Source organism: Caloramator sp. E03 (assembly GCF_006016075.1).
GTDB lineage: Bacteria > Bacillota > Clostridia > Clostridiales > Caloramatoraceae > Caloramator_B.
Window position 1 is genome coordinate 2,680,974 of sequence record NZ_CP040093.1, and the last position, 21,014, is coordinate 2,701,987.

Annotated in this window: 23 protein-coding genes and 2 pseudogenes; 21 read left to right on the top strand and 4 right to left on the bottom strand. The window is 33.1% G+C overall.

Translation table 11 applies throughout. The features are described 5' to 3' along the window. Window positions 1-16: 16 nt before the first annotated feature. The 3 genes from FDN13_RS12715 to FDN13_RS12725 all read left to right on the top strand — a co-directional run bounded on the left by FDN13_RS12715 (window position 17) and on the right by FDN13_RS12725 (window position 3,703). The gene (locus tag FDN13_RS12715; protein ID WP_138980737.1) at window positions 17-979 is read left to right on the top strand and encodes an aldo/keto reductase; all 963 of its coding nucleotides are present in this window, start codon (window positions 17-19) and stop codon (window positions 977-979) included. Window positions 980-1,239: 260 nt separating this feature from the next. After that, on the top strand, window positions 1,240-2,364 hold the full coding sequence (locus FDN13_RS12720; protein ID WP_138980738.1) for a radical SAM protein: 1,125 nt from the start codon (window positions 1,240-1,242) through the stop codon (window positions 2,362-2,364). A 178-nt stretch (window positions 2,365-2,542) separates the two neighbouring features. Continuing rightward, a complete protein-coding gene (locus FDN13_RS12725) occupies window positions 2,543-3,703 on the top strand; it encodes a DUF362 domain-containing protein (protein ID WP_138980739.1) in 1,161 nt (386 codons plus the stop codon). A 69-nt stretch (window positions 3,704-3,772) separates the two neighbouring features. On the opposite strand, the gene FDN13_RS12730 is transcribed toward FDN13_RS12725, so the two are convergent. After that, window positions 3,773-3,997, bottom strand: a complete 225-nt coding sequence (locus tag FDN13_RS12730) for an AzlC family ABC transporter permease (protein WP_256372263.1) — start codon at window positions 3,995-3,997, stop codon at window positions 3,773-3,775. Between the two features lie 113 nt (window positions 3,998-4,110). Between FDN13_RS12730 and FDN13_RS14430 the strand changes: the two genes are divergently transcribed. Beyond that, window positions 4,111-4,815, top strand: a complete 705-nt coding sequence (locus tag FDN13_RS14430; protein ID WP_138980740.1) for a nitroreductase family protein — start codon at window positions 4,111-4,113, stop codon at window positions 4,813-4,815. A gap of 177 nt (window positions 4,816-4,992) precedes the next feature. Here the strand turns inward: FDN13_RS14430 and FDN13_RS12740 are convergent, their stop codons facing one another. Further along, window positions 4,993-5,448 carry a MerR family transcriptional regulator gene (locus FDN13_RS12740; protein WP_138980741.1) on the bottom strand — a complete coding sequence of 152 codons (456 nt, stop codon included), beginning with the start codon at window positions 5,446-5,448 and terminating at the stop codon, window positions 4,993-4,995. Window positions 5,449-5,629: 181 nt separating this feature from the next. Between FDN13_RS12740 and FDN13_RS12745 the strand changes: the two are divergent. The 7 genes and pseudogenes from FDN13_RS12745 to FDN13_RS12775 all read left to right on the top strand — a co-directional run. After that, window positions 5,630-5,989, top strand: a pseudogene (locus FDN13_RS12745) (aldo/keto reductase); the annotation flags it as partial. Window positions 5,990-6,012: 23 nt separating this feature from the next. Continuing rightward, a complete protein-coding gene (locus FDN13_RS12750) occupies window positions 6,013-6,402 on the top strand; it encodes a UxaA family hydrolase (protein ID WP_243120304.1) in 390 nt (129 codons plus the stop codon). Window positions 6,403-6,534: 132 nt separating this feature from the next. Then, the gene (gene dapA / locus FDN13_RS12755) at window positions 6,535-7,437 is read left to right on the top strand and encodes a 4-hydroxy-tetrahydrodipicolinate synthase (protein WP_138980742.1); all 903 of its coding nucleotides are present in this window, start codon (window positions 6,535-6,537) and stop codon (window positions 7,435-7,437) included. A gap of 22 nt (window positions 7,438-7,459) precedes the next feature. Beyond that, on the top strand, window positions 7,460-8,707 hold the full coding sequence (locus FDN13_RS12760; RefSeq protein ID WP_138980743.1) for a glycerate kinase type-2 family protein: 1,248 nt from the start codon (window positions 7,460-7,462) through the stop codon (window positions 8,705-8,707). Window positions 8,708-8,733: 26 nt separating this feature from the next. Beyond that, window positions 8,734-9,618: a 2-hydroxy-3-oxopropionate reductase gene (gene garR / locus FDN13_RS12765; RefSeq protein WP_207670892.1), complete on the top strand. Its 885-nt coding sequence runs from the start codon at window positions 8,734-8,736 to the stop codon at window positions 9,616-9,618. An 82-nt stretch (window positions 9,619-9,700) separates the two neighbouring features. After that, window positions 9,701-9,889 carry a CidA/LrgA family protein gene (locus FDN13_RS12770; RefSeq protein ID WP_138980745.1) on the top strand — a complete coding sequence of 63 codons (189 nt, stop codon included), beginning with the start codon at window positions 9,701-9,703 and terminating at the stop codon, window positions 9,887-9,889. Beyond that, a pseudogene (locus FDN13_RS12775) lies at window positions 9,889-10,080 on the top strand (LrgB family protein); the annotation flags it as partial. The gene FDN13_RS12770 and the pseudogene FDN13_RS12775, both read left to right, overlap by 1 nt. Window positions 10,081-10,488: 408 nt before the next feature. On the opposite strand, the gene FDN13_RS12780 reads toward FDN13_RS12775, so the two are convergent. Together FDN13_RS12780 and FDN13_RS12785 are read right to left on the bottom strand one after the other, a co-directional pair. Further along, window positions 10,489-11,238 (bottom strand): response regulator transcription factor, encoded by a 750-nt coding sequence (locus tag FDN13_RS12780; RefSeq protein ID WP_207670893.1) that lies wholly within the window; start codon window positions 11,236-11,238, stop codon window positions 10,489-10,491. Between the two features lie 16 nt (window positions 11,239-11,254). Continuing rightward, window positions 11,255-12,463, bottom strand: a complete 1,209-nt coding sequence (locus FDN13_RS12785) for a sensor histidine kinase (RefSeq protein ID WP_138980746.1) — start codon at window positions 12,461-12,463, stop codon at window positions 11,255-11,257. Window positions 12,464-12,671: 208 nt separating this feature from the next. Between FDN13_RS12785 and eutM the strand changes: the two genes are divergently transcribed. Genes eutM through eutJ form a run of 10 tightly spaced genes read left to right on the top strand, consistent with a single transcriptional unit; the run spans window position 12,672 to window position 21,009 of the window. After that, complete coding sequence (gene eutM / locus FDN13_RS12790; RefSeq protein ID WP_138980747.1) at window positions 12,672-12,956, top strand: ethanolamine utilization microcompartment protein EutM; 285 nt, start codon at window positions 12,672-12,674, stop codon at window positions 12,954-12,956. A 17-nt stretch (window positions 12,957-12,973) separates the two neighbouring features. Continuing rightward, window positions 12,974-13,789: a propanediol utilization microcompartment protein PduB gene (gene pduB, locus FDN13_RS12795; RefSeq protein ID WP_138980748.1), complete on the top strand. Its 816-nt coding sequence runs from the start codon at window positions 12,974-12,976 to the stop codon at window positions 13,787-13,789. Between the two features lie 22 nt (window positions 13,790-13,811). Next, window positions 13,812-15,476: a propanediol/glycerol family dehydratase large subunit gene (locus FDN13_RS12800; protein WP_138980749.1), complete on the top strand. Its 1,665-nt coding sequence runs from the start codon at window positions 13,812-13,814 to the stop codon at window positions 15,474-15,476. A 14-nt stretch (window positions 15,477-15,490) separates the two neighbouring features. Continuing rightward, window positions 15,491-16,174 (top strand): propanediol/glycerol family dehydratase medium subunit, encoded by a 684-nt coding sequence (locus FDN13_RS12805; protein WP_138980750.1) that lies wholly within the window; start codon window positions 15,491-15,493, stop codon window positions 16,172-16,174. Between the two features lie 14 nt (window positions 16,175-16,188). Beyond that, window positions 16,189-16,701 carry a diol dehydratase small subunit gene (locus tag FDN13_RS12810; protein WP_138980751.1) on the top strand — a complete coding sequence of 171 codons (513 nt, stop codon included), beginning with the start codon at window positions 16,189-16,191 and terminating at the stop codon, window positions 16,699-16,701. Between the two features lie 22 nt (window positions 16,702-16,723). Next, a complete protein-coding gene (locus tag FDN13_RS12815; RefSeq protein ID WP_138980752.1) occupies window positions 16,724-18,553 on the top strand; it encodes a diol dehydratase reactivase subunit alpha in 1,830 nt (609 codons plus the stop codon). Beyond that, a complete protein-coding gene (locus FDN13_RS12820; protein WP_138980753.1) occupies window positions 18,546-18,980 on the top strand; it encodes a glycerol dehydratase reactivase beta/small subunit family protein in 435 nt (144 codons plus the stop codon). Before FDN13_RS12815 ends, FDN13_RS12820 begins: the two co-directional genes overlap by 8 nt. Continuing rightward, on the top strand, window positions 18,977-19,546 hold the full coding sequence (locus FDN13_RS14550; protein ID WP_138980754.1) for a BMC domain-containing protein: 570 nt from the start codon (window positions 18,977-18,979) through the stop codon (window positions 19,544-19,546). Before FDN13_RS12820 ends, FDN13_RS14550 begins: the two co-directional genes overlap by 4 nt. Beyond that, on the top strand, window positions 19,539-20,192 hold the full coding sequence (locus tag FDN13_RS12830; protein WP_138980755.1) for a phosphate propanoyltransferase: 654 nt from the start codon (window positions 19,539-19,541) through the stop codon (window positions 20,190-20,192). Before FDN13_RS14550 ends, FDN13_RS12830 begins: the two co-directional genes overlap by 8 nt. Window positions 20,193-20,196: 4 nt before the next feature. Then, the gene (gene eutJ / locus FDN13_RS12835; protein WP_138980756.1) at window positions 20,197-21,009 is read left to right on the top strand and encodes an ethanolamine utilization protein EutJ; all 813 of its coding nucleotides are present in this window, start codon (window positions 20,197-20,199) and stop codon (window positions 21,007-21,009) included. Window positions 21,010-21,014: the final 5 nt, after the last annotated feature.

A 21,014-nucleotide genomic window follows, 5' to 3' on the forward strand; every position in this document is an offset into this window, starting at 1 on the left:
TTAAGGGGGAGATAAAATGGAATATACAAAACTTGGGAATTCTGATCTTGTTGTTTCACGTATTTGTGTAGGATGCATGAGCTTTGGTGATACGGCAAGTAATTTTCATGCATGGACACTTAATGCCGATGAGAGTGAAGAGGTTATAAAGTATGCTCTTGAGCTTGGTATTAATTTCTTTGATACTGCAAATGTTTATTCTGCTGGAACTAGTGAAGAGTTTCTTGGCCGTGCAATTAAAAACAATGTTGCTCGTGATAAGGTAGTTATAGCGACTAAGGTTTATTTTAATGAAGGTAAGCTTTCAAGACAAGCGATACTACGTGAGATTGACGGCTCATTAAAACGACTTGGAACAGATTATGTTGACCTTTACATTATTCACCGTTTTGATTATGGTACCCCAATAGAGGAAACGATGGAGGCTCTTGACAGCCTTGTCAAGGCAGGAAAGGTGAGAGCCCTTGGAGCATCTGCAATGTATGGCTACCAGTTCTACAATATGCAGCTTGCTGCTGAGAGAAATGGATGGACAAAGTTTGTTTCAATGCAGAATCACTACAATCTGATTTACCGCGAGGATGAACGTGAACTTATTCCAATCTGTAAGCAGCAAAATGTTGCTCTTACTCCCTATAGTCCTCTTGTAGCAGGGAGGCTTTCACGCCTTGAATGGAAGGCTGATACAAAACGCAGTCAGACTGATAAAACTGCAATGTCTAAGTATGACAGCACACAGGAGAGTGATTATAAAATTGTGCTTCGTGTAAACGAACTTGCACAAAAATATGGCGCTACAATGACGCAGATTGCTCTTGCATGGCAGTTTGCAAAAGGAGTTACAGCCCCAATTATAGGTGCTACAAAGGCAAAATATTTTGATGATGCTGTAGGTTCTTTAAATATAAAGCTTACTGATGATGATATTGCATATCTTGAGGAGCTATATGTTCCGCATAAAATTGTTGGTGCGCTTTGATAATTAAAAAAAAGTTTTAGATAGGGAATTTTATTTTACAAGCTCCTATCACTTTTAAGTGATAGGGGTATTTTTATATGGTTTTATTTATAAGTGCATTAGAGGAAATAATATTTTTTCTGATATGAATAAAGTAATATAAAAGCTAGAGTCAATTCACTAATTATGATATACTCTAAATCATAAAGAGTTTTATATTTACTTATCATTACACTTAAAAATATTGTACTAATAGATAGATTTAATCAGGAGGATACATTATGAAGATTTCAAAGAAAGATGCACTAATGTGGTTTGAATTTTTTTCTATGCTGCCTGAAGATGAGGAAATTATGACAAAGCAGCAGGAAATAATATATGCAACCTTTGCACAAATCGAAGCAGCAGTAGAACATAGAAATGATATGTTAAAGTCGGAAATAAAAGGTTTAAAAACTTTAGAAAATAGAACTTTTTTTGTAGGAGATGAAAACAAATTTCCAAAAGGATGCAAATCCTGTCTTTTAGGTAGTGGTTTGAGTGCAGTTAGGAAAACCAACAAATGCAATATAGAGTGTAAGTTCTGTTATAATTATGGACAATTAAATGATATTCCCCCAGTTGGTGAAGGTTTGTGGGAAATTGGAGGAACAAAATTCTATGAGAAGGACATTGATTTGCTTCTTTCTATATATGAGAAACCAACAGGTATTGCCTATGTTTATTTAGAGCCCTTTATGGAAATTGAAAAATACTATTCAGTTATAAAAAAATTCAGCAATGCAGGGATTCATCAGCATCTATATACAAATGGAATATTAGCAACTGAGGAGTCCTTAAAAGCATTAGGGGAAGCTGGCCTTGACGAGATACGCTTTAATCTTGGTGCAACTAACTGTTCAGATAAGGTTATTGAAAATATTAAAATAGCCAAAAAGTATATTAAAAATGTAGGAATTGAAACTCCAATGACTCCTGAGTTTTTTAACACTTTTCTTAAGAAAAAAGAAACTATTTTAAATACAAAACTTGATTTTATAAATTGTGCTGAATTGCATTTAAATGAGAATAACATTGGAAATTATTATGGGGAAAACATGTATATTTCAAGATTAGGCTATATATCCCCAATTTGGAGCAGAGAGCTCACTTTAAAATTTATGAAAATAGCTGATGAAGAGAAATGGGATTTAGTAGTTCATGACTGCTCAAACTATACAAAATTTGCAAGAAGTTTAAATTTAAGCAGCAAAGAAGGTAAGTGGTTTGGACATAGCAGTTATGGCTGTGAGTTTCAAAGAATACCCTATGAAGTATTTTTACCAATACTGCGAGATGAAAACTTTAAATTTTTAAGTGAAGAAGAACTACCGCAGGGCTATAGAATAGGGGAGATTATTTTTTAGAGAGCTTTGTTAATATTATTTTAAAAAGTAAAAATGTACAGTTGATTTCTGCTCATATTGCAGATTATGGCAGAATATTACATGAATCAGGACTTTTAAAGCTATGATAAAAAGGTATTAAGAATAATATTAAAAATATATTATAAATATAGTTTTTATTTATGGGGAGGGTAGGAGTATGGCCAAAGTAGTGGTTAATGAATGTGAAAGTTATGATTTAGAGAAGGTGATTGAAAAAATTAATAGTGGAATTGAATTGCTTGGTGGTTGGGATAACTTTGTTAAGCCTAAAATGAAGGTACTGCTTAAAGTAAATTTAATAGGACCTAAGAGTCCTGAATCTGCCGCAGTTACTCATTGCGAATTTGTTAGAGCTCTTACTAGAATATTAAAACAAAGAGGTTGTACGGTATGGATAGGTGATAGTGCCGGCGGAGCAATTGCAGGAATAGCTCCAACAGCACAAAGTATGGAAATATCTGGTTTGAGAAAAGTCGCAGAGGAAGAGAATGTAGAATTAAAAAACTTTGATAAGGAAGGTACAGTAGATACAGGAGGAGGGCATTATGCTATTGATAGACTTTACTTAGCAAAACCTCTTTTTGATGCAGATTTTATAATTAATGTTCCAAAGCTTAAAACTCATTCTGGTTGTATTTATACTGGTGCAGTAAAAAATGTTTTTGGGTGTATTCAAGGATTAAGAAAAGCTGAATATCATAAGGCTGCTCCAAATCCAAAGGATTTTGGAAACATATTAGTTGATATATATGAAGCAGTAAAAATAGGACTTCACATTATGGATGGAATTACTGCAATGGAAGGTGAAGGTCCTACTGCAGGAAGTGTTTATAATGCAAATAAAATACTAATTAGTACGGATCCATTAGCGCTTGATACTACGGCAATAAATATGATTGGATTAGACATTAAGGATATCCCCATACTTAATGCTGCCATAGAAAGAAAACTTGGAGAATCAAATAAAGATAATATTGAGATTTGCGGAGACTACTCTAAGCTGCCGGTGCTTCAAAATTATAAAATTCCAAAAAGATTTACTTCAAAAAAGAAAAGCAATTATAATGCAGTGATTAAGGTTATTAATTTTTTAAAGACAAAGCCAAAGATTAATTTAAAAAAATGCATAAAATGTAATACTTGTGTAGATAGTTGTCCTGTGCATGCTATTGATAAGACAACTAAAAAAATAAATTATTCCAAATGTATTGAATGTATGTGCTGTCATGAACTTTGCCGTTACAAGGCAGTTGAACTTAAAAGAGTAAATCCTATTGCAGGAATAATGACAAAATTTTATAGAGGGAATTATAAATAAGGCTTATGCTTACAACCTCTGCTATAGCTGACACTTCTTTTCTCAAAATAATTTATTAAGAGTTTTTATTTAAATAGCTTGAACTATTAGCATATAAATTACTGTTCCACCTGTTAATAGTTTAATAGCCACAAATTGCATAGAACCTGCATATACTGTAGAACTCATCAATATAGCCCAGATAAAATTATAACCTGATTTTTGAAATAGTAATCCAAATGCAATTCCAACTGATAGATAACCTAACATTATGGGAATTGTAGCTAAAAAAGCTGTTTTTAATGTTTTTTTCATGTTAATCCTCCTATGGTTTAGCTGTAAATTATAGTAAATATTATATCAGAACATAGGTTGGAAATCAGTAATAAGGATTCTAAATTAAAAAGGCCGGTATACGTTCAGTTATTATGACTACAGTATCTGGGTTAAACATAAAGGAAGTTCCAGATATTATTGATATTGTTGTTAAGCATGGTGTGGATGTATATGCTTTTGCAAGGTATTGCCCAAATGGCAAGGAAAAGGATATTGGTATGACTCCGCAGGAATACAAGGAACTATTGGATATATGTTATCAAAAGTTTCAAAAATATGAGAAAGAGGGTTGCAAAACCTATTTTAATCGAAAAGATCATCTGTGGACGCTTTATGAATATGAAAAAGGTATTTTTAAAATTCCTGTAGATGTGCAAACAGGAATGATTTATGGAGGATGCAACTGTGGTAATTGCCATCTGACAATCCTACCTAATGGTGATATTTATGCATGCCGCCGATTTGAAAGCAAGGTTAGCAATGCTTTTAAAAACGGTTTTTATGGTGCACCTACGGTTTGTATAGTATTTTCCCAGAAAAACTTCCTATTTAGCATAGCCGATTCATTCTGCTGTGCGACAAATATGGTATTAGAGGCAACAGAACTTGGGATTTCATCATGTATTATTTCACGAGCAGAAGAAACCTTTGAAAATGAATTAGGGCAAAAGTTATTAAAGGATTGGCAAATTTCTGATAATTATATTGCAAGATGCTTTGTTATTCTTGGTTATTGCGATGGAGAATATCCAACAGATAAGCCAAGAAAAAATGGAAGAATTAAAATTGTTGAATAATAGGATTATATAGAAAAATTATAAATGCTAAGATATGTAAATAAAATAAAACTTGTACCTTAGGCTATATAAATATTTAGCTTGAAGGGTACGGAATTATTTTGTTAAAAGGACTGGCAGGTTTATAACAATCTAATGCACATCTTCCTTTGTTTTACAGGAAGATGTGCATTTTAATTATATACTATTGACTTTTTTAAGATTTTGTTTTACAGTTCGTATATTCTCTGGTATATCTTCTGGAGTTATTTTTTTATGAATATTGCAGGTACCGGCATTTTTTGCCTCTTCATAGTACCAACACTTATATTCTAAAAGTTTAAGTGTTTCCTGCAATTGTTTAATTTGATTTTCAACAGCCTCTTTCTGCTTTTTAAACATATCAAGTCTTTTTTCAATTGTTGAATCGCCCTCTATAGTCCAGTCAATGTATGTTTTAATATCTTTAATTGACATGCCGGTCCTTTTTAAACATTCAATTAACGTTAGCCATTCAAAATCTTCATCTTTAAACATACGGATACCGCTTTTGCTTCGTTCAACAAATGGCAGTAAACCTTCTTTTGAATAAAAGCGAAGGGTATGAGGGGAAATATTTAGTTTTTTAGCTATTTCACCTATGGTGTAATACATAAATCAACCTCCAAAATGTAATAATTTTTGTTAAAGTATTATACTTGAAAGTTAAATAAAATTAATAGTATATTATAAAACCACTTGACTTGGAGTAAACTCTCAGGGTTATTATGATAGTACCATATATAGGTTCATGTGTCAATTTGTGAATTAAAAGACGTATAGGAGGTAAAATATTATGAAAAAGTTGGGATTTGGTTTAATGCGTCTGCCCCTTTTGGATAATAACGACCAGGGAAGCATCAATATGGAAGAGATGAAGCAGATGGTTGATACTTTTATTGAGAATGGATTTACATATTTTGATACAGCATATATGTACCATAATTTCAAAAGTGAAATTGCAGCTAAAGAAGCACTTGTTAAAAGGCACTCAAGGGATAGTTTTACATTAACAACAAAAATGCCTACGATGTTTCTAAAAACAAAAGAAGATATGGAACGTATTTTTAATGAACAGCTTGAAAAATGTGGTGTTGAATATTTCGATTATTATTTGCTTCATAATCTTGGAGTATCTCATTATGAAATAGCACAAATGCAAAATCTGGGACTTCGCCAATAGTTGAAGTACTATCTCCTGCAGAACGTCCTACAAAAAAAGGGCTGATTTTTGCTGCAACCCCTGCAAGCGATATAGTCTGTGGACCATGCCAGCTTGCTTCAGGTATAGGTCTTCAAGTGTTTATGACTGGCCGTGGAACTCCTTATGGTTTAGCAGTAGCTCCAGTTATAAAAGTGTGTTCAAGGAATGATATGAAAGATTTGTGGTATGATCTTATAGATGTTAATGCTGGTCCAATTGCATCGGGAGATGCAACAATACAAGATATTGGAACTTTATTGTTTAATTTAATAATAGATGTGGCAAGTGGGAGAAAGCAGAGTTTAGCTGAAAAATATAAGCTTCATAATGATTTTTGTATTTTTAATCCTGCACCTATTACCTGATAAAAAATTGTATATATCGTACAATAATATTCAATAATTTAATACATGATTAACATGTTAAAAAGTTTGAAAATATTTTAAATTATATTTAAACAGAAGAGCAAATAATGTAAAGCCATAAAGGAGGTTCACATGTTAAAGGTAGATGATTTAAAAGGTGTAATCCCCCCAATTGTTACTCCTGTTGATGATGAAGAAAATGTAGATGAACAAGGTCTTAAAAAAGTAATTGATTATGTTATTAGCGGAGGAGTTCATGGTGTTTTTGTACTTGGCAGCAATGGAGAATTCTATGCATTCGATTATGAAAATAAAAAAAGAGCTGTTGAGATAACAGTAAGGCATGTGAATAAAAGAGTCCCTGTCTATGTAGGTGCCAGTGCTATTACAACAAAAGAATGTATTAAATTAGCTAAGATGGCTGAAGATGTGGGGGCAGATGCAGTAACTGTACTTACACCTATGTTTATAAAACCCAATGAAAAAGAAATGTACAACCATTTTGAAGCTATTGCTAAATCAACAAGCCTTCCTGTGATTTTGTATAATAATCCTGATAAAACTACAAATAATATTTCTGTTTCACTGCTTGAAAAATTATCAAAGATTGATAATATTATAGGAATCAAAAATACATCCTTTGATTTTGCTCAAACAGTAGAATATATAAGAGTTACAAGGGATAATAAAAATTTTAAAGTGCTTAGCGGTTCAGATTATTTGATTTATGCAACCTTAGCTTATGGTGGAGCAGGCTGTGTTGCTGGGACAGCAAATGTAGCTCCAAGATTAGTAGTAGATATTTATGAAAAATATATGGCTGGAGATTATAAAGGAGCGATAGATGCTCAATACAGGCTTATTCCTCTAAGAAATGCATATAATTATGGAAGTTTCCCAGTACCTATGAAGGATTGCCTGAATATATTAGGGTTAGATATAGGACATCCAGTAAAACCAATTGAGCACTGTAGTGAAGAAAAGCTTCAGGCAATTAAGAAGGTTTTAGATGATTTAGGCTTAACTAATATCTAGTATGAAAGAGCGGTGTATCTAAATGAGTACAATCAGGGAAGATGCCTTTAGAATTATAGATGAGTCTATTAAAGCTGTACTGCCAGAAGAAGCAGTTATTAAAGCACTTGAAAATAAAGTGTTTGAAGGCAATGTGGTTGTAATTGCTATTGGGAAGGCTGCTTGGAATATGGCAAAAGCTACTAAGGATACATTAAAAGATAAAGTTACAAAGGGCATTGTTATTACAAAATATAATCATTCTAAAGGCCCAATTGAAGGCTTTGAAATAATTGAAGCAGGCCATCCAATCCCGGATAAAAATTCAGTATTAGGGGCTTCAAGGGCTATAGAGCTTGTTTCAAATTTAACTGAAAAAGATAATGTAATATTTTTAATTTCCGGTGGGGGATCGGCACTATTTGAAAAACCAGCAGATGGAGTGGAGCTTGAGGATATAATTGATATTACAGATCAGCTTTTATCCTGTGGGGCTGATATTGTTGAAATAAATACTATAAGAAAGCATCTTTCAGCAGTTAAAGGCGGAAGGTTTGCTCTTCTGTGTAATAAAGCAAAAATTTATGCAATAGTGTTATCAGATGTAATTGGTAACAGATTGGATTCAATTGCTTCAGGTCCTGCTTATCCTGATAGTTCAACATCACAAGAAGCTATAAGCATTATAGAAAAATATGGTTTGAAAGTTAGTGAGCATTTAATAGATGTTTTAAAGTTAGAAACCCCAAAGAAAATAGATAACTGCGAAACGGTTGTTACTGGAAGCGTTGATGCTTTATGTGAAGCAGCTTCAAAAGTAGCAGAAAAATTAGGATATAAGGTTGTGTTTTTAACATCTACATTAGAATGTGAAGCAAAAGAGGCAGGAAGGTTCATTTCAGCAATTGCAAGGGAAATTAAAAAAGGGACTTCAAGTATAAAGCCTCCTTGTGCAATAATCGCTGGCGGAGAAACTGTTGTACGTATTACAGGGAATGGGAAAGGTGGAAGGAATCAGGAATTAGCATTATCAGCAGCTTTAGGTATTGAAGGTCTTGAAAATGTTGTTATATTTTCAGTAGGTTCTGATGGAACTGATGGGCCAACTGATGCAGCAGGTGGTATTGTTGATGGACAGACAGCAAATAGAATAAGGAAAACAAAAATAGAACCTGTTGTTTATCTTGATAATAATGATTCTTATAATGCACTAAAATCAAGCGGGGATTTAATTATTACAGGTTCAACAGGTACAAATGTAAATGACTTAATAGTTTTATTAATAAAATAATTTATCATTAGAAAGGGGTCATGAAAATGAAAATAGGTTTTATAGGACTTGGAATTATGGGAAAGCCAATGGCAAAAAATTTGATTAAAGCAGGTTATGAATTAGTTGTATTAGATTTAAATAAGGCTGCTGTTGATGAATTAACAGCTCTTGGAGCTCAAGCTGGAAAATCTAATGTAGATATTGCAAATCAATGTGATGTCATCATAACAATGCTTCCAAATTCTCCTCATGTTAAGGCAGTAGTTTTTGGTGAAGGCGGTATAATTGAAGGAGTTAAGCCAGGAAAAATTCTTATAGACATGAGTTCAATAGCACCTTTGGCAAGCCGTGAAATATATGAAGCATTAGCACAAAAAGGAGTTGAAATGCTTGATGCACCTGTAAGTGGTGGTGAACCAAAGGCGATAGATGGAACATTGTCAGTTATGGTAGGTGGTAAGAAAGAAATTTTCGATAAATGTTATGATATAATGAAGGCAATGGCAAGTTCAGTAGTATACATTGGTGAAATTGGAGCAGGTAATATTGCAAAGCTTTGTAACCAGATTGTAGTTGCTATAAATATAGCTGCTGTTTCAGAGGCACTAATTCTTGCAAAGAAGGCAGGAGTTTCACCTGATTTAGTATATCAGGCAATAAGAGGTGGCCTTGCAGGAAGTACAGTAATGGATGCAAAAGCTCCAATGATGATGGACAGGAATTTCAAACCAGGATTTAGAATAGATCTTCATATTAAAGATTTGAATAACGTTCTTGAAACATCTCATAGCGTAGGTGCTCCTCTTCCATTAACTGCTCAGCTTATGGAGATTATGCAGGCAATAAAATTAGATGGCTGTGGAGTAGAGGATCATGCAAGTATTGTAAAATTCTATGAAAAACTAGCAAATGCTGAGGTTACAAGATAATTTAAATAAAGTATAGTAATTAACACAAGATCCTTAAAATAGGTATCTTGTGTTAATTGTTAATTTAAGGAAGTGAATATGAATGAGATATTTAAGACAATTCGTAATAATTTTATTTATAGCATTCATTGGAGAAATATTGAATAAAATATTTAATATTCCTATTCCAGGTAACATATTAGGTATGGTTTTATTACTATTTGCTCTTATCTTTGGAGTCATTAAGCTGGATTATGTTGATGAGGTTAGTAAATTCTTATTAGAAAATTAAAGATATTTAGAATTAAAGATCCTGTAGCTGCAGGTATTGCTATTGGAACTTCATCTCATGTACTTGGTACCTCAAAGGCAATAGAGATTGGAGAGGTTGAGGGGGCAATGAGCGGTCTAGCAATTGGAATTTTAGGACTTACAACAGTTTTACTAGCACCAGTTATAATTAAAATTCTTCAATATTTTTAGTAATATGAATTATTGCATATTTTATTTATAATTTTTTAAAAAGGGATTAAAGAACATGGGAATGATAAGCAAAAGCGATTTGATAAGAAATAAAAATTAGCAGATGTTGGTCAATTTACCATAAGGAATAAAAGTACCTGTAATAGAATAAGGTACCTTATATATTGGTGAAAAGTTTCAAGAAAAAGATAAAGAAGTAAAAGCTTTAAAGCTTGGAATCGATTTAATTAAAGGATATAATAGCTATACCAAAGGCTGCTAATGAGCAGCATGTAATAGAAAATGCAAAAGCAGCCTTTATAACATTATCTAAAGATGAATTAGATGCACTTGATTCTGTTTTTCCAGCTCCAAGAAAAAAAGTAAGCTTAGATATTTTATAATAATATCTAAGCTTACTTTAATAATTTATGCTTTTAATATTGACTTTCTATGATCAATTTTAAATTTATTAGGAGTTACTCCTTCAAACTTTGAAAATACTTTGCTAAAATATCCAGGATCAATATAACCAACTTCAAAGGATATTTCACTTATACTTTTATCAGTTAACTCTAATAGTTCCTTTGCTTTTTTTATTCTTAATTTTGATAGATATTCAATGAAAGTCATACCTACATTGGCTTTAAAGTATCTGCTAAAATATTGGGGGTTTAAGTGTACAAATGATGCAACAGATTCAAGGTTTATGTTTTTAGAATAATTTTTATGTATATAATCAATTGCTTCCTGTATAAGAGATTTATTCATTGCATTTATTTCAAGGGAGGAAATATTTTCATTAAATTGAATGGATGTAATAGCTTTGTTAATAGCCTCAACAATTTCTGATGGTTTTGCAGGCTTTAAAAGAAAATCTATAACATTTAGCTTAATAGCAGCTTGGGCAAACTGAAATTCATCATAGGCTGTTAGTATTATTGTTTTAACGTTGTGATTAAATTTTAGTATTGTCTTTTGTGCTTCAATTCCATTTTTTTCAGGCATTCTAATGTCCATTATAATTATGTCAGGCTTTATTCTCCTTGCTATTTCAACTGCCTCAATCCCATTTTGAGCCTCTTCGATTATATCAATGTTATCAAAATACTTTTTAATAATTATATTTATTGCTTTTCTTTCAAGAACTTCATCTTCAGCAATCATTAATTTATACACTTTTTATCCCCCAAGACTATTTTATATAAGGAACTCTAATTTGAACCTTGGTACCTTTTCCAACTGTGCTTTCAATTCTCAAGCCGTATTCATTGCCAAAATAATATTTAATTCTGCCATCAACATTATGTATGCCAAGGCCTATTTTATTATATTCTTGACTGCTGTTTAATAATGAAATTAATTTTTCTTCAGGTATTCCAAGGCCATTATCACAAATTTCTAATAATATATATTTTTTAAACATTAGTTTTCCAGAAATTATCAACTTTCCTCCTTCTTTTTTTTCTTCGAGTCCATGTATTATTGCATTTTCAACAATTGGTTGAAGAGTCATAACAGGAATTTTAGAATCTAAAATTTCAGGGTCAATGTTTATTTCGTAGCTTATCCTATTACCATAACGTATAGCTTGAATATTAATATATTTTCTTATATTATTTATTTCAGTTTCTATTTCAACCATATTACCAGAATTTTTAAGATTATATCTTAATAAATCGGAAAGATTATAAATTAAATCCTCAGTCTTTGGAGCACCTTCAATAAGAGCCATTCTTGCAATTGTGTTTAGTGTATTGAAAAGAAAGTGTGGATTGATTTGAGATTGTAATGATTTAATTTGAGTATCCCTTAATAGGTTTTCGAGGCGTATTTTTTCTTTTGTTTCTTTAAGGAGTTTGCTTTGAGTGATGTTTACCATACCAATTTTTGCTATATAATTTGCAAATATATATAAAAAATCTGAAGCATCTCTTAATTTGTCATAAGATACGATAGGAGCTTTCTTAAACTCCCTTCTTAAATCCTCTTCAGGAATTTCAATCTCTTGTGATAATTTTTTAAAATCTACAATGTTATCGTTTTTTTGCTCTTCTAATATAACTTGTCCACAAAGCATTCCGCCAATATAAGTATCATCAACGATTATTGGGGCAGCAACATCTGTAAGACCAGCGTGGCATCTGTAGATTACCGGACTTTTTGCATTCATTGACTGAAAACATCCATTAGCATCGCAAAGGGAACACCTTTGATAACCTTTTTTACTTTTTCTAATAAGGTTACAGTATCCAATGAAGTTGCTTGCTTTATCGATTGGAGAGCCATTACTATTTACAGTAATCGCTGCAAGTCCAAGCATCTTGGCAAACTTATCCTGAATGTTTTGAAGAAAATTAATATCAATTATTTCACTGATTTTATATTTTAGTTCCTCATTCATATCAATCACCTATCAAATATAAATTTACTATAAGTACAGTTTAAAAACAATTAATAGGTAAAATAATTACAATTTTTAGTAAGAAAAATATAAGTCAATTGGTAAATTATATACAAAAATAAAGCAAAAAATTTATAAAATTCTAACTATTTCCATAATATTATTATAGTGTAAATTCAAACAAATTTAAAGATGGAGGGATATAATAATGGGTCAAGAAGCATTGGGTATGATTGAAACAAAAGGCCTTGTTGCTGCAATTGAGGCCGCAGATTCGATGGTAAAGGCAGCAAATGTTACTTTAATCGGGTACGAAAAGATAGGATCAGGACTTGTTACTGTTATGGTAAGAGGGGATGTTGGAGCTGTTAAAGCAGCCACAGATGCAGGAGCAGCGTCAGCAAGAAGAGTTGGAGAAGTTATTTCAATCCATGTAATTCCAAGACCACATAATGATGTTGAAAAGATTCTTCCAAAGATGGAAGAAAAATAGTTGGTGAGGGGTAGCCTATGGATAATCAAATTATTGAGATGGTTTTAGAGGAAGTAAAAAAAAGACTTAATGGACAAACTCTAAATCAAAACCAGGTAATTGAAAAGAAAGAAGAAATTAAAAGGGAGGGTGAAACTGTGAATGTATCTGGAATTACTGAATTTGTAGGAACTGCTATAGGTGATACTGTAGGTCTTGTAATTGCAAATGTTGATAAAGGATTACATGAAAAAATGGGAATAGATAAAAAATATCGCTCAATAGGAATAATTGGTGCAAGAACAGGTGCAGGTCCTCAGATTATGGCAGTGGATGAAGCAGTAAAGGCTACGAATAGCGAAGTTGTATCAATTGAACTTCCAAGGGATACTAAAGGTGGAGCAGGTCATGGCTCATTTATTGTAATTGCTTCAGAGGATGTATCAGATGCAAGAAGAGCTGTTGAGGTTACTCTTAAGGAACTTGATAGAACTTTTGGAGATGTTTATGGCTGTGATGCAGGACATCTTGAATTACAATATACTGCAAGGGCTAGTTATGCTATAAATAAGGCTTTTGGTGCTCCTATTGGAAAGGCATTTGGGTTAATTGTTGGAGCACCAGCTGCAATTGGGCTTTTAATGGCAGATGTTGCATTGAAAACTGCAAGCGTTGAAGTTGTTTCTTATGGTTCACCAGCAGGAGGGACATCCCATTCAAATGAAGTTGTACTAAGCATTACAGGAGATTCTGGTGCTGTAAGACAAGCTATAATATCAGCAAGGGAAGTTGGGATTAAGATTTTAAGGGCCATGGGCCAAAATCCAGAATCATCAACAAAACCTTATATATAAAAAATGATGGGTGGTTGATAATATGAAAAGATCTAAAAGATTTGAAATTTTAGCAAATAGAGAAGTAAATAAGGATGGTTTTGTAAAGGATTGGCCTGAAGTAGGTCTTATTGCTATTGGAAGCCCAAATGATCCAAAACCAAGTATAAAAATAGTAAATGGAAAAGTAGTAGAAATGGATGGAAAAAAGAGAGAAGATTTTGATTTTATAGATTTATTTATTGCTGATCATTCTATAAATATTGAAAATGCTGAAAAATACATGTCAATGGATTCAATAGAAATTGCAAGAATGTTGGTTGATATAAATGTTCCAAGAGAAGAAATTGTGAAAATTACAACTTCAATAACTCCAGCAAAGATAGTAGAGGTTGTAGATAAGTTAAATGTTGTAGAGATGATGATGGCTCTTCAAAAGATGAGAGCAAGAAAGATACCTTCAAATCAATGCCATGTAACAAATGTAAAGGATAATCCTGTTCTTATTGCAGCAGATGCTGCTGAAGCTGCACTAAGAGGTTTTGATGAAATGGAAACAACAGTTGGCATAGTAAGATATGCACCTTTTAATGCCTTGTCATTACTTATTGGTTCCCAGACAGGAAGAGGAGGAGTTCTAACCCAGTGTGCCCTTGAGGAAGCTACGGAGCTAAGGCTTGGTATGATGGGATATACTTCTTATGCTGAAACTATTTCTGTATATGGTACTGAACAGGTTTTTGTTGATGGAGATGATACCCCATGGTCTAAAGCCTTTTTAGCATCAGCTTATGCTTCAAGAGGATTGAAAATGAGATTTACATCAGGAACTGGTTCAGAAGTACAGATGGGATATGCAGAAGGCAAGTCAATGCTCTATCTTGAAGCAAGATGTATTATGATTACAAAAGGTGCTGGAGTTCAAGGACTTCAAAATGGTTCAATAAGCTGTATTGGAGTTCCAGGAGCAGTATCAGAAGGAATAAGGGCAGTTCTTGCTGAGAACTTAATTACAACTATGCTTGATCTTGAAGTTGCATCTGGAAATGATCAAACCTTTACTCATTCACCTATAAGAAAAACTGCAAGAACTATGATGCAGTTCCTCCCAGGAACAGATTTTATATTCTCAGGCTATAGTGCAGTTCCAAACTATGACAATATGTTTGCAGGCTCTAATTTTGATTGTGATGATTATGATGACTATCTTGTACTTCAAAGGGATTTAAGGGTTAATGGGGGATTAAGGCCTGTAAAGGAAGAAGAAGTAATTGCAGTTAGAAATAGAGCAGCAAAAGCTCTTCAGGCAGTATTTAAGGAGCTTGGACTTCCTCAAATTACTGATGAGGAAGTTGAAGCTGCAACTTATGCTCATGGTAGCAAGGATGTTCCTAATAGAGCAGTTGTTGAGGACCTTAAGGCAGCCCAGGATCTTATAAAAAGAGGTATAACAGGTCTTGATATAGTTAAGGCTCTTTATAAAGGTGGATATGAGGATATAGCAGAGAGAGTTCTTAATATGCTCAAACAAAGAGTAGCAGGAGACTACCTCCATACATCATCTATTTTTGATAAGAACTTTAATGTAATTACTGCTGTAAATAATCCTAATGATTACAAAGGGCCTGGAACAGGCTATAGGCTTGAAGGGGAAAGATGGGAAGAAATAAAGAATATAAATAATGCATTAGATCCGGATAAAATTTAATTGGAGGGATAGAGATGATAAATGCATTGTCTAACGAAGAATTGATTGAATTAGTGGCTAAAGAAGTACTGAAATATCTTAAAGGTGAAAATGAAATCCCTCAGGGAGAAAAAAAATCTAAAGGTTATAATGGCAATAGTTCTATTGCAGGTAAAATGGAACTTATTGAAAAAGGTGCTGCTCAGATTGGAAAGAAAAGTGATGAAGTTGTAATTGCAATAGGACCTGCCTTTGGCATAAGTCAAACTAAAACAATTATAGATATTCCTCATGATGAAGTTTTAAGAGAAGTTATGGCAGGAATAGAAGAAGAAGGAATAACTCCAAGAGTTATAAGAGTACTCCATACCTCTGATGTAGCTTTTATGAGTCATACAGCTGCAAAACTTAGTGGTTCTGGTATAGGTATAGGAATTCAGTCCAAAGGAACAACAGTTATTCACCAAAAAGACCTTGAACCATTAAATAACCTTGAACTGTTTCCCCAAGCACCACTTATTGATCTTGAAACTTATAGGGCAATAGGTAAAAATGCTGCAAAATATGCAAAAGGAGAGTCACCTAATCCTGTTCCGGTTAAAAATGATCAAATGGCAAGACCAAAGTATCAGGCAAAAGCAGCAGTTCTTCATATAAAGGAGACTCAACATGTAGTTCAAAATGCAAAGCCAATTGAATTGGAAGTAGTTTTTAAGTAAAGGGGGGATAAACTATGGATAATACATTAATAGAGGAAATAGTAAATGAAGTTTTAAAATCTATAAATAAAGTTCAAAGAGAAGATAAAAGGCAAAATTATTGCAACAGCGTAAATGAAAAACTTGGAGTTAAGGATTATCCACTAATTCAAAAGAGAAAGGATTTAATAAAAACTAAGACAGGAAAGAACATTGATGATATAAATATTGAAAATGTAATCTCAGGAAAAATAAGTCCTGATGATATAAAGATTACTCAAGATGTTCTTCTTTATCAGGCACAAATTGCAGACAGCGTTGGGAGAACACAGTTTGCAAAAAATTTAAGAAGAGCTGCAGAACTAACTGCAGTTCCTGATGAGAGGGTTCTTGAAATATATAATGCTCTAAGACCTTATCGTTCAACTAAGGAAGAACTTATTGCAATTGCTGATGAACTTGAAAATAAATATAATGCAAAATTAAATGCAGCTCATGTTCGTGAGGCAGCTGAAGTATATGAGAAAAGAGGCAGACTAAAAGTATAAACTTATGTTAGAGGTGATTTAGGTGAGACTTATTGCGGGGGTTGATATTGGAAACTCCACTACTGAGGTAGCTATAGCAGATATAGAAAAAGGATTGAATTTTATGACGAGCAGCATGGTAAAAACTACTGGGATTAAAGGAACAGTAGACAATGTTGCTGGAGTTATATTAGCTTTAAAAGATGCATGTAAAAAGATTAATGTAGAAGTTTCAAATCTTGAGACTATATGTATAAATGAGGCTACCCCAGTAATAGGGGATGTAGCAATGGAGACAATAACCCAGACGATTATTACAGAATCTACAATGATTGGACATAATCCAGATACTCCAGGAGGATTAGGGATAGGAATTGGGAAAACAATTTTTATAGATGAAATTGATTATATATCAAAGAGTGAAGATGCTATATGTGTTATTCCAAAATCAGTGGATTTTGAAACTGCTGCAAGAAGGCTAAATGATGCTTTTGATAGGGGTTTTAAGATTCAAGGTGCTATCGTCCAAGGAGATGATGGAGTACTTATATCAAACAGACTTAAAAAGAAAATTCCAATAGTTGATGAAGTAACATATATTAACAAGGTTCCTATGGGCATGATATCAGCAGTGGAGGTAGCAGCTCCCGGAGAAACTATTAAAGTCTTATCTAATCCTTACGGTTTAGCAACTGTGTTTAACCTAACCCCTGAGGAGACAAAACATATAATTCCAATAGCAAGAGCATTGATAGGGAACAGATCTGCAGTGGTTATAAGAACCCCTCAGGGGGAAGTGAAAGAAAGAATAATTCCTGCAGGAAAACTTTTGCTTTTTGGAACTTCAGAAAAGAGGATAGCAATAGAGGAAGGGGCAGAAAAAATAATTAAGTCAATAAAAGAAGTATGGCCTTTAAAGGACGCATCAGGAGAGCCAGGTACAAATGTTGGGGGAATGATGGAAAGGGTAAGGCAGGTAATGTCTGAGCTTACAGGACAAAGTTCCTCTGAAATAAAGATTCAGGATATACTTCCTGTTGATACCTTTGTACCCCAAAAAGTCCAAGGAGCTCTTGCAGGAGAATTTGCACTTGAAAATGCAGTAGCTCTTGCGGCTATGGTAAAAACAAGTAAACTTCCTATGGAAAATATAGCAAAAAAGCTTCAGGAGGAAACAGGGGTTAAGGTTGTTATAGGTGGTGTTGAAGCTAATATGGCAATTCTTGGAGCACTTACTACCCCAGGGACAGCTAAACCCCTTGTTATTCTTGATCTTGGAGGAGGGTCTACTGATTCGGCATATATTAGTAAAGATGGAATTATAAAATCTATCCACCATGCTGGTGCTGGTGAAATGGTAACAATGCTTATTAATTCTGAACTTGGACTTGATGATTATAATTTAGCTGAGGATATTAAAAAGTATCCATTAGCAAGGGTTGAGAGCCTTTATAATATACGATATGAGGATGGTACAGTATCTTTCTTTCAGGAACCTCTTCCTTCAAATTTGTTTGCAAGAAACATAGTTGTAAAAGGGGAGGAAATGGTTCCAATACCATCAAGACATCCTCTTGAAAAAATAAAAACAATAAGGCGGGAAGCAAAAAGAAAAGTTTTTATTACTAATGTAATTCGTGCTCTTGAAGATGTAGCTCCATTTAATAATATTAGAGGAATTGAGTTTGTTGTGCTGGTAGGAGGTTCTGCATTGGATTTTGAGATACCTGAGATGATATCAGATGAATTATCACATTATGGTATCGTATGTGGGAGAGGAAACATAAGAGGCTTTGAAGGTCCAAGAAATGCAGTAGCTACTGGCCTTGTAATATCCTATTATAACAATTTAAGGAGCAATAAAAATGAATGAAATTGAAAAACCATGTATTTTAATATATTCAAATAATGCAAATGGGTTAATTTTAAAGGAGATATTAGCTGGAATTGAAGAAGAGGGAATCCCATATTTAATTAAAAACTCAGAGGATAAAGATTTAATAGAGATAACATATCAGTATGCTCAGATTTCTAAAATAGGAATAGCATTAGGTATATCAAATAATAGAGTTGTTGTTCATTTTCATAAGCTAAACCTACTTAATCCAATTATAGATGTTGAACTTAAATTATTTGAAAAGGAAAAGGCAAGAGTTATTGGAAATAATGCAGCAAGGCTATATAAGGTTATGCCATTTAAGAGCTTTGAAGAGAATTTAAACATGGATTATTTGGAGTATATTAAGGAACAGGTTTTAAAAGAATTGGAAAAGAGATTGTCTGAAGGAGGGATAAAATGAGTGAGAAAGCCCTCGGTTTAATAGAAACCATAGGATTGGCAGCAGCTATAGAGGCAGCAGACACAGCAATAAAATCAGCAAATGTAAATTTAATAGGCTATGAGCTTACTAAGGGAAACGGAATGGTAACTGTTAAAATTGAAGGGGATGTTGGAGCTGTAAAGGCTGCTATTGAGGCTGCTAAAGTTAGTGCATCAAAGATTAACAAGGTTTGTAGCGTTTTAATTATTCCAAGACCTGCAGAGTATATAGAAAAAATAATAAGATCCTCTTTAACTGTTGGCTTAAATAAGAATGAAAAAAGTAATGCTATAGAAAATAATGAAATAGTAAAAAAAATAATTGATAGTAAAGAAAAAATTATTGAAGAAAGTACTGCTCAGGATAATGTAGAGGAAATCTTAAAAATAGATGAAAAACAGTTCAATCAGGATGATGAACATCAAGAGAGTAAAGATGATGTATGTAATATATGTAAGGATCCTTTATGCCCAAGAAAAAAAGGACAACCAAGGAACCTATGTATTCATTATAAAAAAGATAAGTTGGTGAATGAAGATGAATAATATAACAGCTGAAGTTATCAAGGATATAGTTAGAGTAACTTTAGAGAAATGTTTGGTTAAGGATAGCAGTTTTTCAATCCCTGTTGGAGTATCTAATAGACATGTCCACTTATCTCAGGAGGATTTAGATATTTTATTTGGAAAAGGATATAAATTGACTCCTAAAAATCCAACTTTACAACCAGGACAGTTTGCAGCAGAGGAGACTGTATGTATAGCAGGTAAAAAGGGAGCCTTTGAAAGAGTTAGAATTTTAGGACCAGTTAGGAAAGAAAGTCAGGTTGAAATATCAAGAACTGATTCTTATGTTCTTGGAATAAAAGCTCCAGTGAGAAACTCTGGAAATTTAGAAGGCTCGGAATGCCTTTCTGTAATAGGGCCAAATGGTATGAAAATATTTAAAGAAAAGGTAATTGTAGCAATGAGGCATATACACATGTTGCCAGAAGATGCAGATAGATTTGGGGTAAAAAATGGAGAATTGGTGGATGTTGAGTCTTTAGGGGGTAAAGGAGTTATATTTAAAAATGTGTTAATAAGGGTTAGCAGAGATTCGGCCCTTGAATTTCATATTGATACTGATGAAGCTAATGCAGGAGAAATTAAAAACGGAGATAAAGTTAGAATTATTAGAATAAATAGGTGATAAAATGCTGGAGAGAGCAAATAACTTAATAAAAGAAACTGAGAAAACTATAAAGGTTTATAAAGAAGTAAAAAATAATGAGGAATTAAAGGTAGGGGTTGACCTTGGCACAGCCAATATAGTGCTAACGGTGCTAAATAAAGAAAATATACCTGTTGCATGTAATATCTATCCTGCAGATGTAGTAAGGGATGGAATAGTTGTTGATTACTTAAATGCCGTAAATATAGTTAGAAATTTAAAGAAAGAAGTAGAGAATAAACTTGGAAGAAATCTTGAAAACGCAGCAACAGCTATTCCTCCAGGAATAATACCAGGGAATGTAAAAGTGATTAGAAATGTTGTAGAGGCTGCGGGATTTAATGTTCTTAATATTGTAGATGAGCCAACAGCTGCATCTAAAGTTTTAGGAGTTAAAGATGGTGCAGTTGTAGATATTGGAGGAGGTACAACAGGAATTTCTATTTTAGAAGATGGTAAGGTAGTATATTCTGCTGATGAGGCTACAGGAGGAAGACATTTGACTTTGGTTATATCAGGTAACCTTGGAATATCCTACGAAGAGGCAGAAATATATAAAGTTAATAAAGAAAACTATAATACAGTTTTTCCACTTGTAAGGCCTGTAATAGAGAAGATGGCAAATATAATACAAAGGCATGTAAGAATGCATAATGTTAAAAATCTTTATCTTGTTGGAGGAACATGCTGCCTTGATGGAATTGAGGATGTTATTGAAAAATATACGTCTATTAGGACAATAAAAACATATAATCCTCTTCTTGTAACGCCAATAGGTATTGCAATGAGCCTATAGAGAGG